The organism is Pseudomonas sp. CG7 (assembly GCF_023701885.1).
In the GTDB taxonomy this organism is placed as follows: domain Bacteria; phylum Pseudomonadota; class Gammaproteobacteria; order Pseudomonadales; family Pseudomonadaceae; genus Aquipseudomonas; species Aquipseudomonas zanjanensis.
Genome location: NZ_JABAEE010000042.1, coordinates 1 through 21,192, shown reverse-complemented (window position 1 = coordinate 21,192; position 21,192 = coordinate 1). Strand labels below are relative to the sequence as shown.

The 21,192-nt window shown below is 62.0% G+C and carries 20 protein-coding genes; 7 read left to right on the top strand and 13 right to left on the bottom strand.

Translation table 11 applies throughout. The features are described 5' to 3' along the window. Nucleotides 1–10: 10 nt before the first annotated feature. Together HGO40_RS17665 and algW are read right to left on the bottom strand one after the other, a co-directional pair. Complete coding sequence (locus HGO40_RS17665; protein WP_250964051.1) at nt 11–2,116, bottom strand: TonB-dependent siderophore receptor; 2,106 nt, start codon at nt 2,114–2,116, stop codon at nt 11–13. Between the two features lie 245 nt (nt 2,117–2,361). Beyond that, nucleotides 2,362–3,522, bottom strand: a complete 1,161-nt coding sequence (gene algW / locus HGO40_RS17660; protein ID WP_250964050.1) for a Do family serine endopeptidase AlgW — start codon at nt 3,520–3,522, stop codon at nt 2,362–2,364. A 104-nt stretch (nt 3,523–3,626) separates the two neighbouring features. Between algW and HGO40_RS17655 the strand changes: the two genes are divergently transcribed. The 3 genes from HGO40_RS17655 to cysN all read left to right on the top strand — a co-directional run bounded on the left by HGO40_RS17655 (nt 3,627) and on the right by cysN (nt 7,478). Further along, the gene (locus tag HGO40_RS17655; RefSeq protein WP_250964049.1) at nt 3,627–4,385 is read left to right on the top strand and encodes a Nif3-like dinuclear metal center hexameric protein; all 759 of its coding nucleotides are present in this window, start codon (nt 3,627–3,629) and stop codon (nt 4,383–4,385) included. Nucleotides 4,386–4,652: 267 nt separating this feature from the next. Beyond that, entirely contained in the window at nt 4,653–5,570 is a 918-nt protein-coding gene (cysD, locus tag HGO40_RS17650; protein ID WP_003178041.1) for a sulfate adenylyltransferase subunit CysD, read from the top strand. A 9-nt stretch (nt 5,571–5,579) separates the two neighbouring features. Beyond that, a complete protein-coding gene (cysN, locus tag HGO40_RS17645; RefSeq protein WP_250964048.1) occupies nt 5,580–7,478 on the top strand; it encodes a sulfate adenylyltransferase subunit CysN in 1,899 nt (632 codons plus the stop codon). A 184-nt stretch (nt 7,479–7,662) separates the two neighbouring features. Here cysN and yihG read toward each other — a convergent pair whose 3' ends face one another. From yihG to HGO40_RS17630, 3 genes are read right to left on the bottom strand one after another with little or no spacing between them, the layout of a single operon-like run. Next, nucleotides 7,663–8,571, bottom strand: a complete 909-nt coding sequence (gene yihG / locus HGO40_RS17640) for a 1-acylglycerol-3-phosphate O-acyltransferase, YihG family (RefSeq protein ID WP_250964047.1) — start codon at nt 8,569–8,571, stop codon at nt 7,663–7,665. Further along, complete coding sequence (pta, locus tag HGO40_RS17635) at nt 8,572–10,671, bottom strand: phosphate acetyltransferase (RefSeq protein WP_250964046.1); 2,100 nt, start codon at nt 10,669–10,671, stop codon at nt 8,572–8,574. 54 nt (nt 10,672–10,725) lie between these two features. Further along, entirely contained in the window at nt 10,726–11,064 is a 339-nt protein-coding gene (locus HGO40_RS17630; RefSeq protein ID WP_250964045.1) for a DUF3565 domain-containing protein, read from the bottom strand. Between HGO40_RS17630 and HGO40_RS17625 the strand changes: the two genes are divergently transcribed. From HGO40_RS17625 to HGO40_RS17615, 3 genes are all read left to right on the top strand, one after another. Beyond that, nucleotides 11,033–11,518 (top strand): FKBP-type peptidyl-prolyl cis-trans isomerase, encoded by a 486-nt coding sequence (locus HGO40_RS17625; protein ID WP_018612607.1) that lies wholly within the window; start codon nt 11,033–11,035, stop codon nt 11,516–11,518. The genes HGO40_RS17630 and HGO40_RS17625 overlap by 32 nt on opposite strands. A gap of 113 nt (nt 11,519–11,631) precedes the next feature. After that, a complete protein-coding gene (locus tag HGO40_RS17620; RefSeq protein WP_250964044.1) occupies nt 11,632–12,114 on the top strand; it encodes a glutathione peroxidase in 483 nt (160 codons plus the stop codon). A gap of 259 nt (nt 12,115–12,373) precedes the next feature. Beyond that, on the top strand, nt 12,374–13,477 hold the full coding sequence (locus HGO40_RS17615) for an NADH:flavin oxidoreductase (RefSeq protein WP_250964043.1): 1,104 nt from the start codon (nt 12,374–12,376) through the stop codon (nt 13,475–13,477). 137 nt (nt 13,478–13,614) lie between these two features. On the opposite strand, the gene HGO40_RS17610 is transcribed toward HGO40_RS17615, so the two are convergent. Together HGO40_RS17610 and cysZ are read right to left on the bottom strand one after the other, a co-directional pair. Continuing rightward, nucleotides 13,615–14,814 carry a glycosyltransferase family 4 protein gene (locus tag HGO40_RS17610; protein WP_250964042.1) on the bottom strand — a complete coding sequence of 400 codons (1,200 nt, stop codon included), beginning with the start codon at nt 14,812–14,814 and terminating at the stop codon, nt 13,615–13,617. A 40-nt stretch (nt 14,815–14,854) separates the two neighbouring features. Next, the gene (gene cysZ / locus HGO40_RS17605; protein ID WP_250964041.1) at nt 14,855–15,610 is read right to left on the bottom strand and encodes a sulfate transporter CysZ; all 756 of its coding nucleotides are present in this window, start codon (nt 15,608–15,610) and stop codon (nt 14,855–14,857) included. Nucleotides 15,611–15,921: 311 nt separating this feature from the next. On the opposite strand from cysZ, the gene trxB reads away from it, so the two are divergent. Then, nucleotides 15,922–16,884: a thioredoxin-disulfide reductase gene (gene trxB / locus HGO40_RS17600; RefSeq protein WP_250964040.1), complete on the top strand. Its 963-nt coding sequence runs from the start codon at nt 15,922–15,924 to the stop codon at nt 16,882–16,884. Between the two features lie 185 nt (nt 16,885–17,069). Here trxB and HGO40_RS17590 read toward each other — a convergent pair whose 3' ends face one another. The 6 genes from HGO40_RS17590 to folM form a co-directional block, all read right to left on the bottom strand. Continuing rightward, the gene (locus tag HGO40_RS17590) at nt 17,070–18,320 is read right to left on the bottom strand and encodes a 2-aminoadipate transaminase (protein ID WP_250964039.1); all 1,251 of its coding nucleotides are present in this window, start codon (nt 18,318–18,320) and stop codon (nt 17,070–17,072) included. 301 nt (nt 18,321–18,621) lie between these two features. Then, the gene (locus HGO40_RS17585) at nt 18,622–18,960 is read right to left on the bottom strand and encodes a HopJ type III effector protein (RefSeq protein ID WP_250964038.1); all 339 of its coding nucleotides are present in this window, start codon (nt 18,958–18,960) and stop codon (nt 18,622–18,624) included. Beyond that, nucleotides 18,953–19,249, bottom strand: a complete 297-nt coding sequence (locus tag HGO40_RS17580; RefSeq protein ID WP_250964037.1) for a DUF1244 domain-containing protein — start codon at nt 19,247–19,249, stop codon at nt 18,953–18,955. The genes HGO40_RS17585 and HGO40_RS17580 overlap by 8 nt, the downstream gene beginning before the upstream one ends. 97 nt (nt 19,250–19,346) lie before the next feature. Further along, complete coding sequence (folX, locus tag HGO40_RS17575) at nt 19,347–19,727, bottom strand: dihydroneopterin triphosphate 2'-epimerase (protein WP_025211888.1); 381 nt, start codon at nt 19,725–19,727, stop codon at nt 19,347–19,349. Next, nucleotides 19,728–20,288: a GTP cyclohydrolase I FolE gene (gene folE / locus HGO40_RS17570; protein WP_250964036.1), complete on the bottom strand. Its 561-nt coding sequence runs from the start codon at nt 20,286–20,288 to the stop codon at nt 19,728–19,730. A gap of 20 nt (nt 20,289–20,308) precedes the next feature. Beyond that, nucleotides 20,309–21,019, bottom strand: coding sequence for a dihydromonapterin reductase (gene folM / locus HGO40_RS17565; protein ID WP_250964035.1), 711 nt, complete (start codon nt 21,017–21,019; stop codon nt 20,309–20,311). Between the last annotated feature and the right edge of the window lie 173 nt (nt 21,020–21,192).

The following is a 21,192-nucleotide window of genomic DNA, read 5'->3' as shown; positions in this document are numbered from 1 at the left end:
GCTGACTTCCTTATAGATCGAGGGTGAGGCTGACAGTGAAGTTGCGCGGATCGCCGGGAGTGACCCAGTAATTGCTGTAGGAGCGTTCGTAGTATTTTTCGTCGAAGACGTTATTCAGGTTCAGGCCCACGGTGACGTCATCGCTGGCCTTGTAATGGGCCAGCAGGTCCACGGTGTGGTAGGCCGGCAGTTCGAAATCCTTGCCGGCTTCGCCCGAGCGATCACCGACGTACGTAAACGCCGCGCCAACATCCGAGCCGCGCAGGTGCCCATCCTGGAATTCGTAGACCCCCAGTAGGCTGCCGCTGTGTTTGGCGACGCCGAGGATCCGGCTGCCGGTGGGATTTCCCGGGTCACCCTTGGTCACTTCGGCGTCGATGTAGGCATAGGCGCCGATCACCCGCACGGCGTCGGTCACCTGCCCGGTCAGTTGCAAGTCGATACCCTGGCTGCGGGCCTTGCCAATGGCACTGTAGAAATCAGTCCCTGCGGTCTGAGCCAGAACGTTTTCCTTTTCTATACGGAACGCCGCCAGGGTGGTGCTCAGGCGATCGTCGAACAACTCGCTCTTGATCCCAACTTCATAGCCGACCCCTTCCTCGGGATCGAAAGTCTTGCCGCCGGCATCCAGGCCGTTGTTGGGCTTGAACGAGGTGGAGGCGTTCGCGAACAGGCCGACCTCGGGCGTCAATTGATTCAGCAGGCCGGCCCGCTGGGTCAGGGCGTCGTGGCGTTGGCGGCTGGTGAGATTGGTGTTGTGGTCTTCGATGCTCTGCTCGAAATGCTCGTAGCGCACGCCAAGCATGCCCCGCAGCTTGTCGGTGAAGACGATCTGGTCTTGCAGGTTCAGCGCGCGGCTTTGCACTCGCTCGAAGAAATCCGTGCCGATCCGATCACCATTGGGTTTCGGCTGGCCGTAGACCGGCTGATAGATGTCGATGGGGTAGCTGCCACCGAGGATCCTGGTCCCGCGCTCGTTCTTGCGATAGTCCTCGTATTCGCTGCCGATCAGCAGTTCATGCTGCCAGGGTCCGAGGTCGAACAGGCCACGCAATTCAAACTGAGTGATGCTGTCGTGCCAGTTGTTGTCGCGTTCGCGGTAGCGGCGGTTCACCGTGCGGCCATCGGCGTTCAACGGCTGCGCTTCGGAAGCGAAACCCCAGAGCTCACCCTGCTTGTAGTGGCTGGCCAGGCGCAGTTGCCAGGCGTCGTTGAGCTGATGCTCGAGGGCGGCCTGGAGCATGTTGTTGTGATTGTCGATGTCGCCGTCGTTGGGCTCGCCCAGGAAAGTCGAGCGGGAAACGCCGCTCCAGCGATTGTTCGGAGCGACGATGCCGCGGTCGAACGTCGAGCTGTGGCGCACGATTTCGCTTTCCACCAGCAACCGCGTATCGGGGCTCAGTTGCCAACTGATGGAAGGCGCAACGAAAACACGTTTGCTGCCGACATGGTCGCGAAAGCTATTGTTGTCCTCGACCGCCAGATTGACCCGTGACAGCACGTTGCCTTCGGCGTCCAGTGGCGTGTTGACGTCCAGCGCGGTTCGGTAGCGATCCCAGCTTCCGGCGCTGGTTTGCAGCGTGGTGAAGGCTTCCGGTTGCGGTTTCTTGGTGACGATGTTCACCGTGCCGCCAGGGTCGCCTCGGCCATACAGGCTGGCCGCCGGGCCCTTGAGCACTTCGATGCGTTCGATGTTCGCGGCGTCCGGGGTGCTCGGATAGCCGCGGTTGGCGCTGAAACCGTCCTTGTAGAACTCCGAGGTGGTGAAACCGCGCACGCTGTATTCGTAAAGCGTCAGGCCACCGAAGTTGTTCTGCTTCGACACGCCGCCGGCATACTCTAATGCCCGTTCAACACTGGTGCTGCCCAGGTCCTTGAGCACGCTGGCGGGAATCACGCTGATCGATTGCGGGATGTCACGCAGGGCCGTGTCGGTCTTGGTTGCACTGGCGGAGCGGGTGGCGCGATAGCCCGTGACAGGCCCGGTGGCGGATTCGTAGTCGGACGTTACGGTGATGGCGTCCAGCTCCAGCGGCTGGATTTCTTCGGCGTAGGCCGGATCGCCGAGCAGGCCCAGGGTGAGGCTGGCGATGGAAATCCGTTTCAGGGATGACATGTTATGTTGTTCCAAACCTTGAGATTGAAACAATATAACACTACTAATGAGAATTTATGCTATTTATCTTTCTCTGAAAACGTGGAGCCGAACGCCGTTTTTGTGGCGAGGGAGCTTGCTCCCGCTGGGCTGCGCAGCAGCCCTAAACCTGCCACCTCAAAAACACCAGACCGATTGCATTCAATCCTGTTGGGTCTGCTTCGCAGCCCAGCGGGAGCAAGCTCCCTCGCCACGGTGCTGCGCGGTTATTGTTCTTCCTTGACCGCGACCGGCGCCGGCGGTGGGCGCAGGCCGATTTCGGCGGTGAGCTTGAGCTCCTTGCCGTTGCGCATGACCTGGATCGTCACCTTGTCGGTGGGCTTGATCCGCGCCACCTGGTTCATCGAGCGGCGGCCATCGCCGGCCGGTTCGCCATCGATGCTCAGGATCACATCGCCCAGTTGCAGGCCGGCCTTCTGCGCCGGACCGTCGCGGAAGATCCCCGCCACCACGATGCCGGGCCGCCCGGACAAGCCGAAGGATTCCGCCAGTTCCTGGGTCAGCGGCTGGACTTCAATCCCCAGCCATCCACGAATCACCTGGCCGTGTTCGATGATGGATTTCATCACCTCCCTCGCCAGTTTCACCGGAATGGCGAAACCGATGCCCTGGCTGCCGCCGGACTTGGAGAAGATCTCCGTGTTGATCCCGGTGAGGTTGCCGTTGGCATCCACCAGCGCGCCACCGGAATTGCCGGGATTGATCGCGGCGTCGGTCTGTATGAAGTCCTCGTAGTTGTTCAGGCCCAACTGATTGCGCCCGGTGGCGCTGATGATGCCCATGGTCACGGTCTGGCCAACGCCGAACGGGTTGCCGATGGCCAGGGTCACGTCGCCGATGCGGATGCTGTCGGAGCGGCCGATGGTGATGGCTGGCAGGTTCTTGAGATCGATCTTCAGTACCGCCAGGTCGGTTTCCGGGTCGCTGCCGATCACCCGGGCCAGGGTTTCACGGCCGTCCTTGAGGGCCACCACGATCTGGTCGGCACCGCTGGTGACGTGGTTGTTGGTCAGGATGTAGCCTTCCGGGCTCATGATCACGCCCGACCCCAGGCTCGACTCCATGCGCTTCTGCTTGGGCGAGTTGTCGCCGAAAAAGCGCCGGAATTGCGGGTCTTCGAACAGCGGATGGCTGGGTTTGTTGATGACCTTGGTGGTGTACAGGTTCACCACGGCCGGCGCGGCGGTGGTCACGGCGTCGGCATAGGACACCGGCCCCTGCAGCACCGCCTTGGTTTGCGGCGCCTGCTGCAGGTTGACGTCGAGGCTCGGCAGGCCAACCCACTCCGGGTAGCGCTGGATAATCAGTAGAGCGACAAGCACACCGGCCAATAGCGGCCAGCCGGAAAAACGCAGCGCCTTGAGCATTAAGCACGTCCTACAAAGGTTGCAGGCGGTATGAGACCGCCCATAATGTCGCGCATTATACGAGGCCGCGCGCGCCTCTGAACGGGATATTTAGGAGTCTTTTCATGGCCGGCGCCCTGAACACCCTGGTAGAAGAAGCGGACCGTTACCTGGCCAGCAGCCGGATTGCCGATTATTGCCCCAACGGCCTGCAGGTCGAAGGCGCGCCCCAGGTGAGGCGCATCGTCAGCGGCGTCACCGCCAGCCAGGCCTTGCTCGATGCGGCTGTCGAGGCCGGGGCCGACCTGGTGCTGGTGCATCACGGTTATTTCTGGAAGGGCGAGAACCCTTGTATCACCGGCATGAAACAGCGTCGTCTCAAGACGTTGCTCAAGCATGACATCAGCCTGTTGGCTTACCACTTGCCCCTGGACCTGCACCCCGAAGTGGGCAATAACGTGCAACTGGCCCGCCAGTTGGACATCACCGTCGAGGGGCCGCTGGATCCGGATAATCCCAAGATTGTCGGCCTGGTCGGCTCTCTGTCCGAACCGATGACGGCCCGGGATTTCGCGCGCAAGGTCCAGGAAGCCTTGGGCCGCGAGCCCCTGCTGATCGAAGGCGAGCAGATGATCCGTCGGGTCGGCTGGTGCACCGGTGGCGGCCAGGGGTATATCGATCAGGCGGTGCTCGCAGGTGTCGACCTTTACCTCAGCGGCGAGGCCTCGGAGCAGACGTTCCACAGCGCCCGGGAGAACGGCGTCAGCTTCATTGCCGCCGGGCATCATGCCACTGAGCGCTACGGCGTCCAGGCGCTGGGTGACTACCTGGCGCGACGCTTTGCCCTGGAACACATCTTCATCGATTGCCCGAATCCGATCTGACTGTTTATAACCCTATGGGAACTAACCCCTGTGGGAGCGAGCTTGCTCGCGATGGCGGCGGATCAGTCGACATTAATGTGGCTGACACACCGCTATCGCGAGCAAGCTCGCTCCCACAAAAAGACCGGTGCGGGGCCCGAACCACTGGGCATATCCATATGCTGTTTCGATCTAGTTGGCGCCCTGATTAGAAGAGGTCGCTGTGCTAGGATTCCCCGCTCGAACACGGCCCGCTGGCCGTTCATAAGAAAGTTTTCGTGAGTAGCCATGGTCGACAAACTGACGCATCTGAAACAGCTGGAGGCGGAAAGCATCCACATCATCCGCGAGGTGGCCGCCGAGTTCGATAACCCGGTGATGCTGTACTCCATCGGTAAAGACTCCGCCGTGATGCTGCACCTGGCACGCAAGGCGTTCTTCCCCGGCAAGCTGCCGTTTCCGGTGATGCACGTCGACACCCGCTGGAAATTCCAGGAAATGTACAAGTTCCGCGACCGCATGGTCGAGGAATTGGGCCTGGACCTGATCACTCATGTGAACCCGGACGGCGTGGCGCAGGGCATCAACCCGTTCACCCACGGCAGTGCCAAGCACACCGACATCATGAAGACCGAAGGCCTCAAGCAGGCCTTGGACAAGTATGGTTTCGATGCTGCGTTCGGCGGTGCCCGTCGCGATGAAGAGAAATCCCGCGCCAAGGAGCGCGTGTACTCGTTCCGTGACAGCAAGCACCGCTGGGACCCGAAGAACCAGCGCCCGGAGCTGTGGAACGTCTACAACGGCAAGGTCAACAAGGGCGAGTCGATCCGCGTCTTCCCGCTGTCGAACTGGACCGAGCTGGACATCTGGCAGTACATCTACCTCGAAGGCATCCCGATCGTGCCGCTGTACTTCGCCGCCGAGCGTGAAGTGATCGAGAAGAACGGCACGCTGATCATGATCGACGACGAGCGCATCCTCGAGCACCTGTCCGACGAAGACAAGGCCCGTATCGTCAAGAAGAAAGTGCGTTTCCGTACCCTTGGCTGCTACCCGTTGACGGGCGCGGTGGAGTCCGAGGCCGAAAGCCTGACGGACATCATCCAGGAAATGCTCCTGACGCGAACTTCCGAGCGCCAGGGCCGGGTCATCGACCACGATGGCGCAGGCTCGATGGAAGATAAAAAACGTCAAGGTTATTTCTAAGGGGCTGTCATGTCGCATCAATCTGATTTGATCAGCGAGGACATCCTCGCCTACCTGGGCCAGCACGAGCGTAAAGAGCTGCTGCGCTTCTTGACCTGCGGTAACGTCGACGACGGCAAGAGCACCCTGATCGGGCGCCTGCTGCACGACTCCAAGATGATCTACGAAGATCACCTGGAAGCTATCACCCGCGATTCGAAGAAAGTCGGCACCACCGGTGACGACATCGACCTGGCGTTGCTGGTCGATGGCCTTCAGGCCGAGCGCGAACAAGGCATCACCATCGATGTCGCGTACCGCTATTTCTCCACCGCCAAGCGCAAATTCATCATCGCCGATACCCCAGGCCATGAGCAGTACACCCGCAACATGGCCACCGGTGCTTCCACCTGTGACCTGGCGATCATCCTGGTGGACGCCCGCTACGGCGTGCAGACCCAGACCCGTCGCCACAGCTTCATCGCCTCGTTGCTGGGCATCAAGCACATCGTCGTGGCCATCAACAAGATGGACCTCAAGAACTTCGACCAGGGCGTGTTCGAGTCAATCAAGGCCGACTACCTGAAGTTCGCCGAAGGCTTGAAGATGAAGCCCACCAGCATGCACTTCGTGCCGATGTCCGCCCTCAAGGGCGACAACGTGGTGAACAAGTCCGAGCGTTCGCCGTGGTACACCGGCCAGTCGCTGATGGAAATCCTCGAGACCGTGGAAGTGGCGGGCGACCGCAACTTCACCGACCTGCGTTTCCCGGTGCAGTACGTCAACCGTCCGAACCTCAACTTCCGCGGTTTCGCCGGCACCCTCGCCAGCGGCATCGTGCACAAGGGCGACGAAGTGGTGGTGCTGCCGTCAGGCAAGAGCAGCCGCGTGAAATCCATCGTCACCTTCGAAGGCGAGCTGGAACACGCCGGTCCAGGCCAGGCAGTGACGCTGACCATGGAAGACGAGATCGACATCTCCCGTGGCGACCTGCTGGTGCATGCCGACAACGTGCCGCCGGTCACCGACAGCTTCGAAGCGCTGCTGGTGTGGATGGCCGAAGAGCCGATGCTGCCGGGCAAGAAATATGACATCAAGCGTGCCACCAGCTACGTGCCGGGCTCGATTGCCAGCATCGTCAACAAGGTCGATGTGAACACCTTGGAAGAAGGTCCGGCCAGCGCGTTGCAGCTCAACGAAATCGGCAAGGTGAGGATCGCCCTGGATGCGCCGATCGCCCTGGACGGTTACGAGAGCAACCGCACCACTGGCGCGTTCATCGTCATCGATCGCCTGACCAACGGTACGGTCGGCGCCGGCATGATCGTCGCCCAGCCGCTGACCCACGGCAGCAGCACGCACCACGGCAAACTGGCCCATGTGTCGGTGGAAGAACGCACCCAGCGTTTCGGCCAGCAGCCGGCGACAATCTTGTTCAGTGGCCTGTCGGGCGCTGGCAAGAGCACGCTGGCCTATGCGGTCGAGCGCAAGTTGTTCGCCTCGGGCCGTGCGGTCTTTGTCCTCGATGGCCAGAACCTGCGTCATGACCTGAACAAGGGCTTGCCGCAGGATCGTGCCGGGCGGACCGAGAACTGGCGCCGTGCGGCGCATGTCGCTCGTCAGTTCAACGACGCGGGGCTGCTGACCTTGGCCGCGTTCGTTGCGCCGAGTGCCGAAGGGCGCGAGCAGGCCAAGGACCTGATCGGCCGTGAGCGTCTGCTGACGGTCTACGTCCAGGCCTCGCCAACGGTGTGTGCCCAGCGTGATCCGCAAGGGCTCTATGCCGCGGCCGGCGACAACATCCCGGGCGAGTCCTTCCCGTATGACGTGCCGCTGGATGCCGACCTGGTGATCGACACCCAGGCGCTGACCCTGGAAGAAAGCGTCAAGCAGGTGCTGGATCTGTTGCGCAAGCGTGGGGCGATCTAAGGGAAACAGCTGCAAGCTTCTAGCTTCAAGCGGCAAGTAAAAGCCCGCCGATGAGTGATCATCGGCGGGCTTTTTTGTTGTCTGGAGGGGCGCCATCGCGAGCAAGCTCGCTCCCACAATGGTCAGCGCTGAGGCAAATACCTGTGGGAGCGAGCTTGCTCGCGATGAGGCCGGTGCAGCCACCTCAAGACTTGGCGGGATACTCCCGATGCATCTGCGCAAGCAACGCATCCTTGTCCTGCCACAACTGATTGATCCAGCCCTGGAACTCCAGGCGATAGGCACCGTCCTGGTCGTAGCTTTTACCAATGAACTGGGGCGGGATCGTCAGCGCCTGGCAATGCACCACCCCCTCGCCAACGTTGCCGCAGAGCAAATCCCAATACCCAGGACGTCCGCCCGGGTAATGGATGGTCACGTTGATGATCGACTCCAATTGTTCGCCCATGGCATCGAGCACGAACGCGATGCCACCGGCCTTGGGCTTGAGCAGGTAGCGAAACGGTGCCTGCTGCTGGGCGTGCTTGCCTTCGGTATAACGCGTGCCTTCGACGAAGTTGAAGATGCCCACGGGGTTGTCGCGAAACATCGCGCAGGTTTTGCGGGTGGTTTCCAGGTCCTTGCCTTTCTTCTCCGGATGCTTTTCCAGGTAAGCCTTGGAGTAGCGCTTCATGAACGGGAAACCCAGGGCCCACCAGGCCAGGCCGATCACCGGCACCCAAATCAGCTCTTGCTTGAGGAAAAACTTCAACGGCCGGATGCGCCGGTTCAACACGTACTGCAACACCATGATGTCGACCCAGCTCTGGTGGTTGCTGGTGATCAGGTACGAGTGCTGGTAATCCAGGCCCTCCAAGCCGCTGAGGTGCCAGCGGGTACGCCGCACCAGGTTCATCCAGGCCTTGTTGTTGCTGATCCAGGCTTCATGGATGTGGCTCATCAGCCAGTCGGTGAAGCGCTGGGCGGCGGGGAAGGGCAGCACCAGCTTGAAGATCGCCACGATGAACAGAGGTGTGCAGCAGGCGATGGTGTTCAGGGCCAACAGCAGCGAAGCAATGACGCCGCGCAAGGGGGCAGGCAGGAAGTCCAGCATTTAAATATCCAAAGGTCGGTTGGCGGCTTGGATCGCAGTCAGGGCGATGGTGTACACGATGTCGTCGACCTGGGCGCCACGGGGCAAGTCATTCACCGGTTTGCGCAAGCCTTGCAGCATCGGCCCGAGGCTGACGCAATCGGCGCTGCGCTGCACGGCCTTGTGGGTGGTGTTGCCGGTGTTGAGGTCCGGGAAGATGAACACCGTCGCCCGGCCGGCCACTTGGCTGTTGGGCGCCAGTTGCCGGGCCACGGTTTCGTTGGCGGCGGCGTCGTATTGCAGCGGGCCGTCGATCAGCAAGCCGTGCTGGGCTTCGTGGGCCAGCAGGGTGGCTTCGCGGACTTTTTCCACTTCTTCGCCACTGGCCGACTCGCCGCTGGAATAACTGAGCATCGCCACCCGTGGGGTGATGCCGAACGCGGCGGCCGAGTCGGCGCTTTGCAGGGCGATTTCCGCCAGCTCCGCAGCGCTGGGGTGCGGGTTCATCACGCAGTCGCCGTAGACCAGCACTTCTTCGGGAATCAACATGAAAAACACCGAGGACACCAGCGAGCAGCCTGGCGCGGTCTTGATCAGTTGCAAGGCTGGGCGGATGGTGTTGGCGGTGGAGTGGATGACCCCGGAGACCAGTCCGTCCACTTCATCCAGGGCCAGCATCATGGTGCCTATAACCACGGTGTCTTCCAGTTGCTGCTCGGCCATCGGCGCGTTCAGGCTCTTGCTCTTGCGCAATCGCACCATCGGCTCGACGTAGCGCTCGCGGATCGAGTCCGGATCGAGGATCTCCAGCCCTGGCGGCAGTTCGATGCCTTGGGCGCGGGCCACCGCCTCGACGTCGGCCGGCTTGGCCCGCAACACGCAACGGGCACTGCCCCGGGCCTGGCAGATGGCGGCGGCCTGGACGGTCAGCGGTTCGCTGCCTTCGGGCAGGACGATGCGTTTGTTGGCGGCCTGGGCGCGCTGGATCAACTGATAGCGGAACACCGCTGGCGACAGGCGCATTTCCCGTGGCGTGCCGCAGCGCTGGTGCAACCATTTGGCGTCCAGGTGGCTGGCGACAAAATCGGTGATGATCTCCGCACGTTCGCGGTCATCGATGGGGATTTCCTTGTTCAGGCCGTTGAGCAGGTTGGCGGTGTCATAGGAGCCGGTGCTCACCGACAGCACCGGCAACCCTGCCTGCAAGGCGCCGCGGCACAGGTCCATGATGCGTGGGTCGGGCAGCGTGTCGCTGGTCAGCAACAGGCCGGCCAGTGGCACGCCGTTGATTGCCGCCAGGCTCACGGCAAGGATGATGTCGTCGCGATCGCCAGGCGTCACCACCAGCACGCCGGGCTTGAGCAGTTCCACGGTGTTGCGCATGGTGCGGGCGCAAATGATGATGTTGCTCATGCGCCGGGTTTCGTAGTCGCCGGCATTGAGCACCTGTGCGCCCATCAGGTCGGCCACGTCGCGGGTGCGCGGGGCATTGAGTTCGGGGCGAAACGGCAGGCAACCGAGCAGGCGGAAATCGCCGCTGCGCAACAGGGGCGAGTGCTCCTTGAGCCGTGCGGAAAACGCTACCATGCTTTCGTCGGTGCGGACCTTGTTCAGGATCACCCCGAGGACTTTCGGGTCCTTCGGCCCGCCGAACAACTGCGCTTGCAACTCCACCCGCCCGGAAAGCGCGGTCAGCACTTCGTTTTCCGGTGCCGACACCAGGATGACCTCGGCGTCGAGGCTCTTGGCCAGGTGCAGGTTGACCCGGGCGGCGTAGCTGGCGTTGCGGGTCGGGACCATGCCCTCGACGACCAGCACGTCCTTGCCGATGGCCGCTTGCTGGTAAAGGGTGATGATTTCTTCCAGCAGTTCATCGAGCTGGCCATCGCCGAGCATGCGCTCCACATGGGCCAGGCCCAGGGGTTGCGGCGGCTTGAGACCATGGGTGCGGGCCACCAGCTCGGTGGAGCGCTCTGGCCCGGTGTCGCCGGGATGCGGCTGGGCAATAGGTTTGAAAAAGCCGACTTTCAGCCCGGCCCGTTCAAGGGTACGCACCAGCCCGAGGCTGATGGAGGTCAGACCCACCCCAAAATCGGTGGGCGCGATAAAAAAAGTTTGCATGCGAATTCTCTAAGGGGGAATGGCGCGACCTATGACTGGCCGTCTACCCACGATTCAGTCGCCAAGGTTATCGCTAACCGGGCCTTGAGCGCACCAGCCGCAATCAAAGGGCTGGCCTATTTTTCCAATACGTTGCGCAGGGTCCAGCACCCAGGCCCGAGACTGCCACGGCGGTTGGTGACGCAGGTGCTGGGTGTGGCCACAGGACAGCTCGGCCACCCAGTGTCCGTCCTCGTCCTGATGGAAACCGGTGACCGTCGGTCTGTTCGAGCTAGCCCGTTTGTCCGGGTTCCGTTCGCTTTCGGGCAAATCCTTGTTTAGACTTGTCCGTTCTTCATTCTTATGCAAAAGGTCTCGCCCCATGCTGATCGCCGCCAATAAGGCTGTCTCCATCGACTATACCCTGACCAACGACGCTGGTGAGGTCATCGACAGCTCTGCCGGCGGCGCTCCGCTGGTCTACCTGCAAGGCGCGGGTAATATCATTCCAGGCCTGGAGAAGGCCCTGGAAGGCAAAGCCGTCGGTGACGAGCTGAAAGTCGCCGTTGAGCCGGAAGACGCCTATGGCGAATATTCCGCTGAGCTGGTCAGCACCTTGAGCCGCAGCATGTTCGAAGGCGTGGATGAGCTGGAAGTGGGCATGCAGTTCCACGCCTCGGCGCCCGATGGCCAGATGCAGATCGTCACCATCCGCGACCTGGAAGGCGACGACGTCACCGTTGACGGCAACCACCCGTTGGCCGGTCAGCGCTTGAACTTCCAAGTCAAGATCGTTGACATCCGTGACGCCAGCCAGGAAGAAATCGCCCATGGTCACGTCCATGGTGAAGGCGGCCATCACCATTGATTTCTGCGCTACGCTCAAGTTGACTGGAGAGGCGCCCTATGGCGCCTTTTTAGTCGCTGCTGTTAGCATCACCCATGGCTGTTTCGAAAAGATCCGCAAACCTGGAGTTCGTCATGAGTGCTTTCCACGACCTTAAACTGAAAGCCCTGGATGGTCAGGAGCTTCCTCTGGCGCCTTTCAAGGGGCAAGTCGTGCTGGTGGTCAACGTCGCCTCCAAATGTGGCCTTACGCCTCAGTACGCGGCGCTGGAAAATCTCTATCAGCAATACAAGGACAAGGGCTTCAGCGTGCTGGGCCTGCCCTGCAATCAGTTCGCCGGGCAAGAGCCGGGGAGCGAGCAGGAAATCCAGGAGTTCTGCAGCCTCAACTATGGCGTGACGTTCCCGCTGTCCAGCAAGCTGGACGTGAATGGTCATGAACGTCATCAGTTGTACCGCCTGCTGGCGGGCGAGGGGGCCGAGTTTCCCGGGGACATCACCTGGAACTTCGAAAAATTCCTGCTCGGCAAGGACGGCAGGGTGCTGGCGCGTTTCTCACCGCGCACGGCGCCGGATGATCCTTCCGTGATCCAGGCGATCGAAAAAGCGCTGGCTTGATCCCAATAATGTATGGCGGTCCCTTTGTGGCGAGGGAGCGTGCTCCCGCTGGGCTGCGAAGCGGCCCTGGCTTTTTGCGGTTGCTGCGCAACCGAGCGGGAGCAAGCTCCCTCGCCACAGGGAGCGTGCTTGAGGCTGTGGTACTCACCGCTCCCTTTTGATCCTTGATCATTCAAATCAATAGTGCTGTCCAGCGCCCCTCGTGCTCCATATTATCGTCGTCATATCCGACCTGTGACTTCGTTCCGTGGAGTGCCCCATGCCTGTAAAAGCCCTGTTCAAACCCTTCCACCTCGGCGCGTTCGAGTTGCCGACCCGGGTGGTGATGGCGCCGATGACCCGTTCCTTTTCGCCGGGCGGCGTGCCGAACGCCAAGGTGATCGAGTACTACCGTCGTCGCGCGGCGGCCGGGGTCGGCCTGATCATCACCGAGGGCACGACGGTCGGGCACAAGGCCTCCAACGGCTACCCGAACGTGCCGCATTTCTACGGCGATGCAGCGTTGGCCGGCTGGAAGCAGGTGGTCGATGCGGTGCATGCCGAAGGCGGCAAGATCGTTCCACAGTTGTGGCACGTGGGCAGCGTGCGACGCATCGGCACCGAGCCGGACGCCAGCGTGCCGGGTTACGGTCCGACCGAAAAGCTCAAGGACGGCCAGGTGGTGGTCCACGGCATGACCCAGGCGGACATCGACGATGTCATCGCGGCCTTCGCCCAAGCGGCAAAAGACGCCCAGGGCATCGGCATGGACGGAGTGGAGCTCCACGGTGCCCACGGTTACCTGGTGGACCAGTTCTTCTGGGACGGCAGCAACCAGCGCACCGACGGCTACGGCGGCAGCCTGGCCAACCGTTCGCGCTTTGCGATCGAGTTGATCCGTGCCGTGCGTGCGGCGGTGGGCGAGGGCTTCCCGATCTTTTTCCGCTTCTCCCAATGGAAACAGCAGGATTACGCCGCGCGCCTGGTGCAGACGCCTGAAGCCTTGGGCGAATTCCTCAAACCGTTGTCCGAAGCGGGCGTGGATATTTTCCACTGTTCGACGCGACGTTTCTGGGAGCCGGAATTCGAAGGCTCCGAGCTGAACCTGGCCGGCTGGACCCGCAAGCTCACCGGCAAGCCCACCATCACCGTGGGCAGCGTCGGCCTGGATGGCGAGTTCCTGCAGTTCATGGTCAACACCGACAAAGTCGCGCAACCGGCCAGCCTGGAAAAGCTGCTGGAGCGCTTGAACAACGATGAGTTCGACCTGGTGGCGGTGGGGCGTGCTCTGCTGGTGGATCCGGACTGGGCGCAAAAAGTCCGTGAAGGGCGGGAGCAAGAGATCTTGCCGTTCAGTCGCGAGGCGTTGATGACCCTGGTCTAAGCGGCGCCTGATCCGACGCCATCGCGAGCAAGCTCGCTCCCACATTTCATCTTCAGCGCGCACAATTTTTGTGTTTAGCCGAGAACCCCTGTGGGAGCGAGCTTGCTCGCGATGGCGGCCTCAGCATCACCAAACAATCAGCGCACAGTCGGCGCAGCAGGCATCACCTGCTCACCCACGCTAACCCCTCGCAACTGCGCTTCAAATTGCTCGAACACCGACGCCCACCCCTGGCGACTGGCATGCTGGCGTGCATTGAGTCGCACACAACGCAAGGTCTCGCGCTCTTCCAGCAGCCAACGGGCGGCATCGCAGAACGCCTCTTCATCCCCCGGCATCGCCAGCACGCCGTTGTAGCCATGGCGAATATGTTGCGCCGCGGCGGCCTGGTCGTAGGCCACCACCCCCAGCCCGGACGCCAGTGCCTCCAGTACCACATTGCCGAAGGTTTCGGTCAGGCTCGGAAAGACAAACACATCCCCGGACGCATAGTGGCTGGCCAGCGCCTCGCCGCGTTGCGAGCCGCAAAAGATCGCCTCGGGCAATGCCTGCTCCAGCGCGGACCGCTGCGGGCCGTCGCCGACCACCACCAGTTTCATCCGGCGCCCCGGGAAAGCGCTGCACAGCGTGTCGAAACTGCGCTTGAGCAGCCCGAGGTTTTTCTCCGGTGCCAGGCGTCCGACATGGATCACGGCGATGTCATCGTCACCCAGGCCCCACGCTTCGCGCAGGCTCGCCGAGCGCTTGATTGGATGGAACAGTTGGCTGTCCACGCCCCGGGACAACAACGCCACCCGCTCGAAATGGCGCCGCTCCAATTCCAGGCGTTGGCTGAGACTGGGCACCAGGGTCAGGCTGGAGCGGTTGTGAAACCAGCGCAGGTAATGGGTGAGCCCGCGACTCAACAGCCCGAGGCCGTACTGTTGGGTGTATTGCTGGAAATTGGTATGGAAACCACTGACCACCGAGATGCCCAGGCGACGCGCCGCCCGCAGTGCCGACAAACCCAGCGGCCCTTCCGTGGCGATGTACAGCACGTCCGGACGATGGCGTTTCCAGCGCCGGAGGAGTTTGTGCATCGACGCCTGGCCCCACTGCAAGCCCGGATAACCCGGTAGCGGCCAGCCCCGGCACAGCAGCAGTTGGTCGTCACTGGCCTGGCGCGGGTCGTCGGCCTGGCGAGGTCGTATCAGCTCGACCTGATGCCCGCGGGCGCGCAAGCCGTCGTACAGGCGGCCCAAGGTGTTGGCCACGCCGTTGATTTCCGGCGGGAAGGTTTCGGTGATCAGGGTAATGTGCAGGGGTGTGGTCATGACCCCAGTGTCGACCGGGGCCATTTCGTCATTGTGACGCCTGGATGATGGATTTGTGACCGGCTCAGCCCTGACGGGCCAACGCGGTCTCGGCGCCTTGCACGCGCACCCAGAATAATGTCGCCCCAGCCACCGCCGCCGGCATCATCAGGATGTTCACCACCGGGATCAGTAGCACGAGATAGACGCTGCCGCCAAAGCCCAGGCTCTGCCAGCGTTTTTCCCGCAGCCAGGCGAGCATTTCGTTCCAGCCCAACTTGTGGTTGTCCGCCGGGTAGTCGATGTACTGGATCGCCATCATCCACACGCCGAACAGCAGCCACAGTGGCGCCGCCACCAGATTGACCACGGGGATGAACGACAGCACGAACAGCCCCAGGGCGCGGGGCAGGAAATAACCCAGCTTGCGCGCCTCCCGGCTGAGGGTCCGGGGGATCATGGCGATCAACTCGGCCCAGCTGAAGGCCGGAAAATCGTCGGTGCCACGGATGACCACCTCGACCTTTTCCGCGAGAAAACCGTTGAACGGCGCCGCGATGATGTTGGCGAGCATGGTGAAGGTGAAAAATACCATCAACACGACGAGCACCACGAACAATGGCCAGAGCACGTAGCTGAGGAAACTCAGCCATTCCGGCAGCGACGGCATCAGCGTATCGACCCACAGGCTGAACTGATGGCCGGCCAGGTAGATCAATCCGACGAACAGCACCAGGTTGATCGCCAGGGGCAAGAGGACGAACAGGCGCAGGCCCGGGCTCAAGACCAGCTTGAGGCCTTCTCGCAGATATTGCGGGCCGGACAGGACGGGGGCGGGCATAGGTGGCTCCGAGCGAAGATGAACGCGCCGACCTTACCGGCTTTGCCCCGCCCGGGAAAGCGGCGACATGGCGTGTAACAACGTTTCTTGAGGCGAAGGCGCCTATTAAAAGGACCGCCGGGGATAGAGCTCACCTATGAGCTGGATTGTTAAACCGTATTTCCTTAATCTTCGCTCCCTCGATACGCTGCACCCATTCTTTTCCAGGACTGTCGAACCCAAGCCTTCCCCAAGTGCGTCAACGGTCCTTTTTTATTCGCGCCGCTCACCCGGCGTTCCGGCCCGCAAGGTCCGGTCAACAGGAGCAGGTCATGTCTGAAGTGCGTCATTCGCGAGTGATTATCCTTGGTTCCGGCCCTGCCGGTTACAGCGCTGCGGGCTATGCGGCCCGTGCCAACCTCAAGCCGTTGCTGATCACCGGCATGCAGGCCGGCGGTCAATTGACCACCACCACCGAAGTCGACAACTGGCCGGGCGACGTCCACGGCTTGACCGGCCCGGCCCTGATGGAGCGCATGAAGGAACACGCCGAGCGCTTCGAGACCGAGATCGTCTTCGATCACATCAATGCCGTGGATTTCGCCGCCAAGCCGTACACCCTGACCGGCGACAGCGCGACCTATACGTGTGATGCCCTGATCATCGCCACCGGCGCCAGCGCTCGTTACCTGGGCCTGCCGTCGGAAGAAGCGTTCATGGGCAAAGGTGTTTCGGCCTGCGCCACCTGCGACGGCTTCTTCTACCGCAACAAGCCAGTGGCTGTGGTCGGTGGCGGCAACACCGCCGTCGAGGAAGCCCTGTACCTGGCCAACATCGCCAGCACGGTCACCTTGATCCACCGTCGCGAAACCTTCCGCGCCGAGAAGATCCTGATCGACAAGCTCAACGCCCGCGTCGCCGAAGGCAAGATCATCCTCAAGCTCAACGCGACCCTGGACGAAGTGCTGGGCGACAACATGGGCGTGACCGGTGCCCGCCTGAAGAACAACGACGGCAGCTTTGACGAGATCACAGTGGACGGCGTCTTCATCGCCATCGGCCACACCCCGAACACCTCGTTGTTCGAAGGCCAACTGGAACTCAAGGACGGCTACCTGGTAGTCAAGGGCGGCCGCGACGGCAATGCCACCGCCACCAGTGTCGAAGGCATCTTCGCGGCCGGCGACGTGGCTGACCATGTCTACCGCCAGGCGATCACCTCGGCCGGTGCCGGTTGCATGGCAGCCCTGGACACCGAGCGTTACCTGGATGGCCTGCAGAACGCATCGTTCTGATTCATCGGGTACAAAAAAACCGGCTTCGGCCGGTTTTTTTGTGCTTGGATATCTGCCGGTGGACCCTGTGGGAGCGGGCTTGCTCGCGAAGGCGGTGTTCCAGTCGACATCGATGCTAACTGACACACCGCCTTCGCGAGCAAGCCCGCTCCCACAAGTCCTCTGTTTGGTCAGAAGATCGATTGTCAGGCCAGCTTCGCCAGGCACGCCTCCAAGATATCCAATCCTTCTTCCAGCACGGCCGGCTCGGTCGTCAACGGCGCCAGCAGCCGGATGATGTGCCGTGATTTGCCGCTGGGCATCAGCAGCAGGCCCGCTTCCCGTGCCAAGGCCAGCAGTTGCGTCAGTTGTGCCGAGGCCGGAGTGCCATCGGCGTGGCTCAGTTCGATGCCGCGCATCGCGCCGACACCGGTCAGGCGGCCCAGGTAAGGGCTCAGCCCGCGACGGCGCCAGGATTCGTAGCGGCTGACGATCGCCTCTTCCTGTTGTGCACCCCAGGCGGTCAGGTTGGCGTCGGTCATTTCGTCCAGGGTCGCCAGTGCGGCGGCGCAGGCAAGGGGGTTGCCGGAGTAGGTGCCGCCCAAGCCACCCTTGGGCAGGTTGTCCAGCAGCGCCTTGCGGCCCACCACTGCTCCCAGGGGCACGCCGCCGGCAATGCTTTTACCCAGCAGCACCAGGTCTGGCTCGATGCCCAACCGGGGGAAGGCAAAGCGCTGGCCGGTGCGGCCGAAGCCGGACTGGATCTCATCAACGATCAGAACAATGCCCTTGTCGTCGCAGAACCGCCGCAGGGCCTGGGCGAAGGGCACGTCCAACGCCAGGAAGCCGGCTTCGCCCTGCACCGGCTCGACAATGAAACAGGCCACGTCATTCACGTCGATCTCGACGCTGAACAGCCGCTCCATGGCCTTCAACGCCTCATCGCAGGTGATGCCGTTGTCCTGGCTGGGGTACGGCAGGTGATACACCGGCCCGGGCAGCACGCCAACTTTCTGTTTGTAGGGCGCGACCTTGCCGTTGAGGTTGAGGGTCGCCAGGGTGCGGCCGTGAAAGGCGCCGTCAAACGCGATCACGGCGGTACGGCCCGTGGCACCGCGCACGATCTTCAAGGCATTCTCCGCCGCTTCGGCGCCGCTGTTGGTGAGCATGCCGCTGACGGGGTAGCCCAGCGGGATGAACGCCGCCAGACGTTCCATCAACTCAATGTAGGGCGCGTGAGGCGCGGCGTTGAAGGCGTAGTGAGTCAGCCGGGTGGCCTGTTCGCGGATCGCCTCGACGATGCGCGGATGGCAATGGCCCAGGTTCAATACACCGATGCCGCCGACGAAATCGATGTAGCGTCTGCCGTCGGTGTCCCAGACCTCGGCATTCTTGCCGTGGCTGAGGCTGACGGGATGCACGATAGAGATCGATTGGCTGATGGTTTCGCTGCTCATGGAGGACGGCCCGGACGAAGGAGAGATTTCCGTTATCTAAGCCGCGAGCAGAGGCGCCCGGCAAACGAAATAAAGTTGCCGGGTCAATCTTAAAAGTCGGGATGTGGTGAGGCGCCGCTTACTTGAGATGTGCAGCCCGTGGCGAGGGAGCTTGCTCCCGCTGGGGCGCGAAGCGGCCCCGAAACCTGGCAACTCGGAGTGTCAGGCAAATTGAGTTTGATTGTTTGGGGCTGCTGCGCAGCCCAGCGGGAGCAAGCTCCCTCGCCACAAAAGCGGACCTGGCTACAGAGCGGGGCTCGGATCAACGCCGCTGCAGCGGCTGCGCCTCAAACGTCACACCCGCCAGCCCATGGACCATCAACGCGCGAATATTACCGTGATCGCTGCCTTCGGGCGTGGCCAGCACCGAACGGTAATGTTCGCCGAATGCCAGCAGCGCTTCTTCATTGCTCAAGCCTTCGAGCAGCGCCAGGCCCAGGGTCTTGCACGAACCTTCGTTCTGCCCGGCGGCGTTTTGCACGCCGCCGTTGTTGAAAGCCTGGGGTTGGTAGTCGTAGCCGGCGGCGATAAAGGCCAGGGTGTCGGCGAAGGCATGTTCACCGCTCATGAGACGGGTACGCAGGGTGGCAAGATCAAACATCGGGTTTTCCTTTGGAGAACGCCGCCTGTTGTTCGGCGCTGGCTTCTTTCTGGTAGAGGGCTTTCCACTCGGCGTACGGCATGCCATAGACCACTTCGCGGGCGTCGTCGAGGCTGACCTCGACCTGGCGCTCATCGGCGGCGGCCTTGTACCACTTGGACAGGCAGTTGCGGCAGAAGCCGGCGAGGTTCATCAGGTCGATGTTCTGCACATCCTTGCGGCTGTCCAGGTGGGCAACCAGCCGACGGAAAGCGGCGGCTTCGAGTTCGAGGCGTTGTTGGTCGTTCATGGGGGTCTCTGCGAGACAGCTTCAAGTGGCAAGCTTCAAGCTGAAAGTGGGTTTGCGGTGTTCAGGCTTGAAGCTTACAGCTTGAAGCTTTTGGCTGCTACGAAGTAGCCCTGCTTGCCGCGAGCGTAATCGATACGGACTCGGCGAAGCGCAAGGCGTGCGGCTTGTCCACTTCGACTTCGGCGTACAGCACCGACTCATTAGCCATGACCAGGTCGAGCAGTTCTTGGGTCAGGCGTTCGAGCAGGGCGAAGCGGTTGCCTTCCACGTGGGCGATGATCGCCTTGGTGATGGTGCGGTAGTTCAGCGCGTGGTCGATGTCGTTGTCGCGCACCGCTTCTTGGGCAGCGTAGAGGATGGTCAGGTTGATCAACACATCCTGCTTGTTGAGGATTTCATCCTCGTTGATGCCGATGAAGGTGCGCAGGCGCAGGTCCTTGACCTTGATACGTGCCATGGCTGGCTGAAGTTGTGGCATTTACTTGCTCCGTCGAATCAATTGCAGGAACTCCTGGCGCGTGGTGCTGGAATCGCGAAAGGCGCCGAGCATCACCGAGGTGTTCATGGTCGAGTTCTGTTTTTCGACACCGCGCATCATCATGCACATGTGCTGGGCCGCGATCACCCCCGCCACGCCGGCGGCCTGGGTGACCTGCTGCACCGCGTCGGCGATTTGCCGGGTCAGGTTCTCCTGGATTTGCAGGCGGCGGGCGAACATGTCCACCAACCGGGCGATCTTCGACAGCCCCAAGACCTTGCCGGTAGGAATATAAGCCACATGGGCCTTGCCGATGAAGGGCAACAGGTGATGTTCGCAGAGTGAATAGAGTTCGATGTCGGCGACGATCACCATTTCATCGCTGTCAGAGGCGAACAGCGCGCCGTTGACGATTTGCTCGACGCTTTGTTCATAGCCATGGCAAAGGTACTGCATGGCCTTGGCGGCACGCACCGGGGTATCGAGCAAACCCTCGCGCTCGGGGTTCTCCCCCAGGCCGATGAGGATCTCGCGGTAGTGCTGGGGCAGGGATAGCGTCATGGTGCATCCTCGAAACAAGGCTATTTGACGTGCCGCCCGCCGTTGACGGTCAGGGTCGTGCCGGTGACATAGGGGTTGTCCAGCAGATAACGCAGGCTCTGGTAGATCACTTCGCTGCCAGGTTCGATACCCAGCGCGGACTTGGCCAGGGCCTTGGCGCGGTAAGCCGCGTCGTCTTCGGGGTTGAACAGTAGCAGGGCCGGGGCGATGCCGTTGACCTTGATCGCGGGGGCGAACTTCGCCGCGAACGACAGGGTCAGGCTTTCCAGGCCGGCCTTGCTGGCGCAATAGGCGATATGCCGGGCGCTGCCCTTGCGAGTCACGTCATCGCTGATGTGCACGATATCCGCGGGCGTTGAACGCCGCAGCAGTTCGGCGCCATGCAGGTTGATCAGGTAAGGCGCGAGCATGTGCACGCCGAACATGGCGCTGAAAGCCGTCGCTTCGTTGCCAGGCGCCTCGGGCATCCAGGTCGAGGCGTTGTGCACGATGGCCCGCAGCTGGTCGGTGTGCTGCTTGAGTTGTTCGATAAAGGCCAGGATTCCCGTTTCGCTGGAGAAGTCGGCGAACAGCACCGTCGCCCCCAAATCGCGCAACGCCTGCACGCCGGGGCGTTCGGTGCGATAGGTCGCGATCACCGGCTGCCCGTCCTCCAGCAAGCGTCGGGCGCAGTGCAGGCCGACGCGCTGGGCTGCACCAGTGATCAGGATAGGAGCGGTGGCACTGGACATGGGACGGCTCGGTTCACGGCAAGAGCAAAACTATAACAGCGACGGAGGAGGCATCCTACGTACAACGGCTAATCCAGTGGCAACTCAACTGTCCCCTGTGGGAGATTCTATGGTTGAGGGGAAGCCCTCAAGCCGCTTTTGGTTGGTATTCGCTTTGCCCTTTCAGCAGAGCG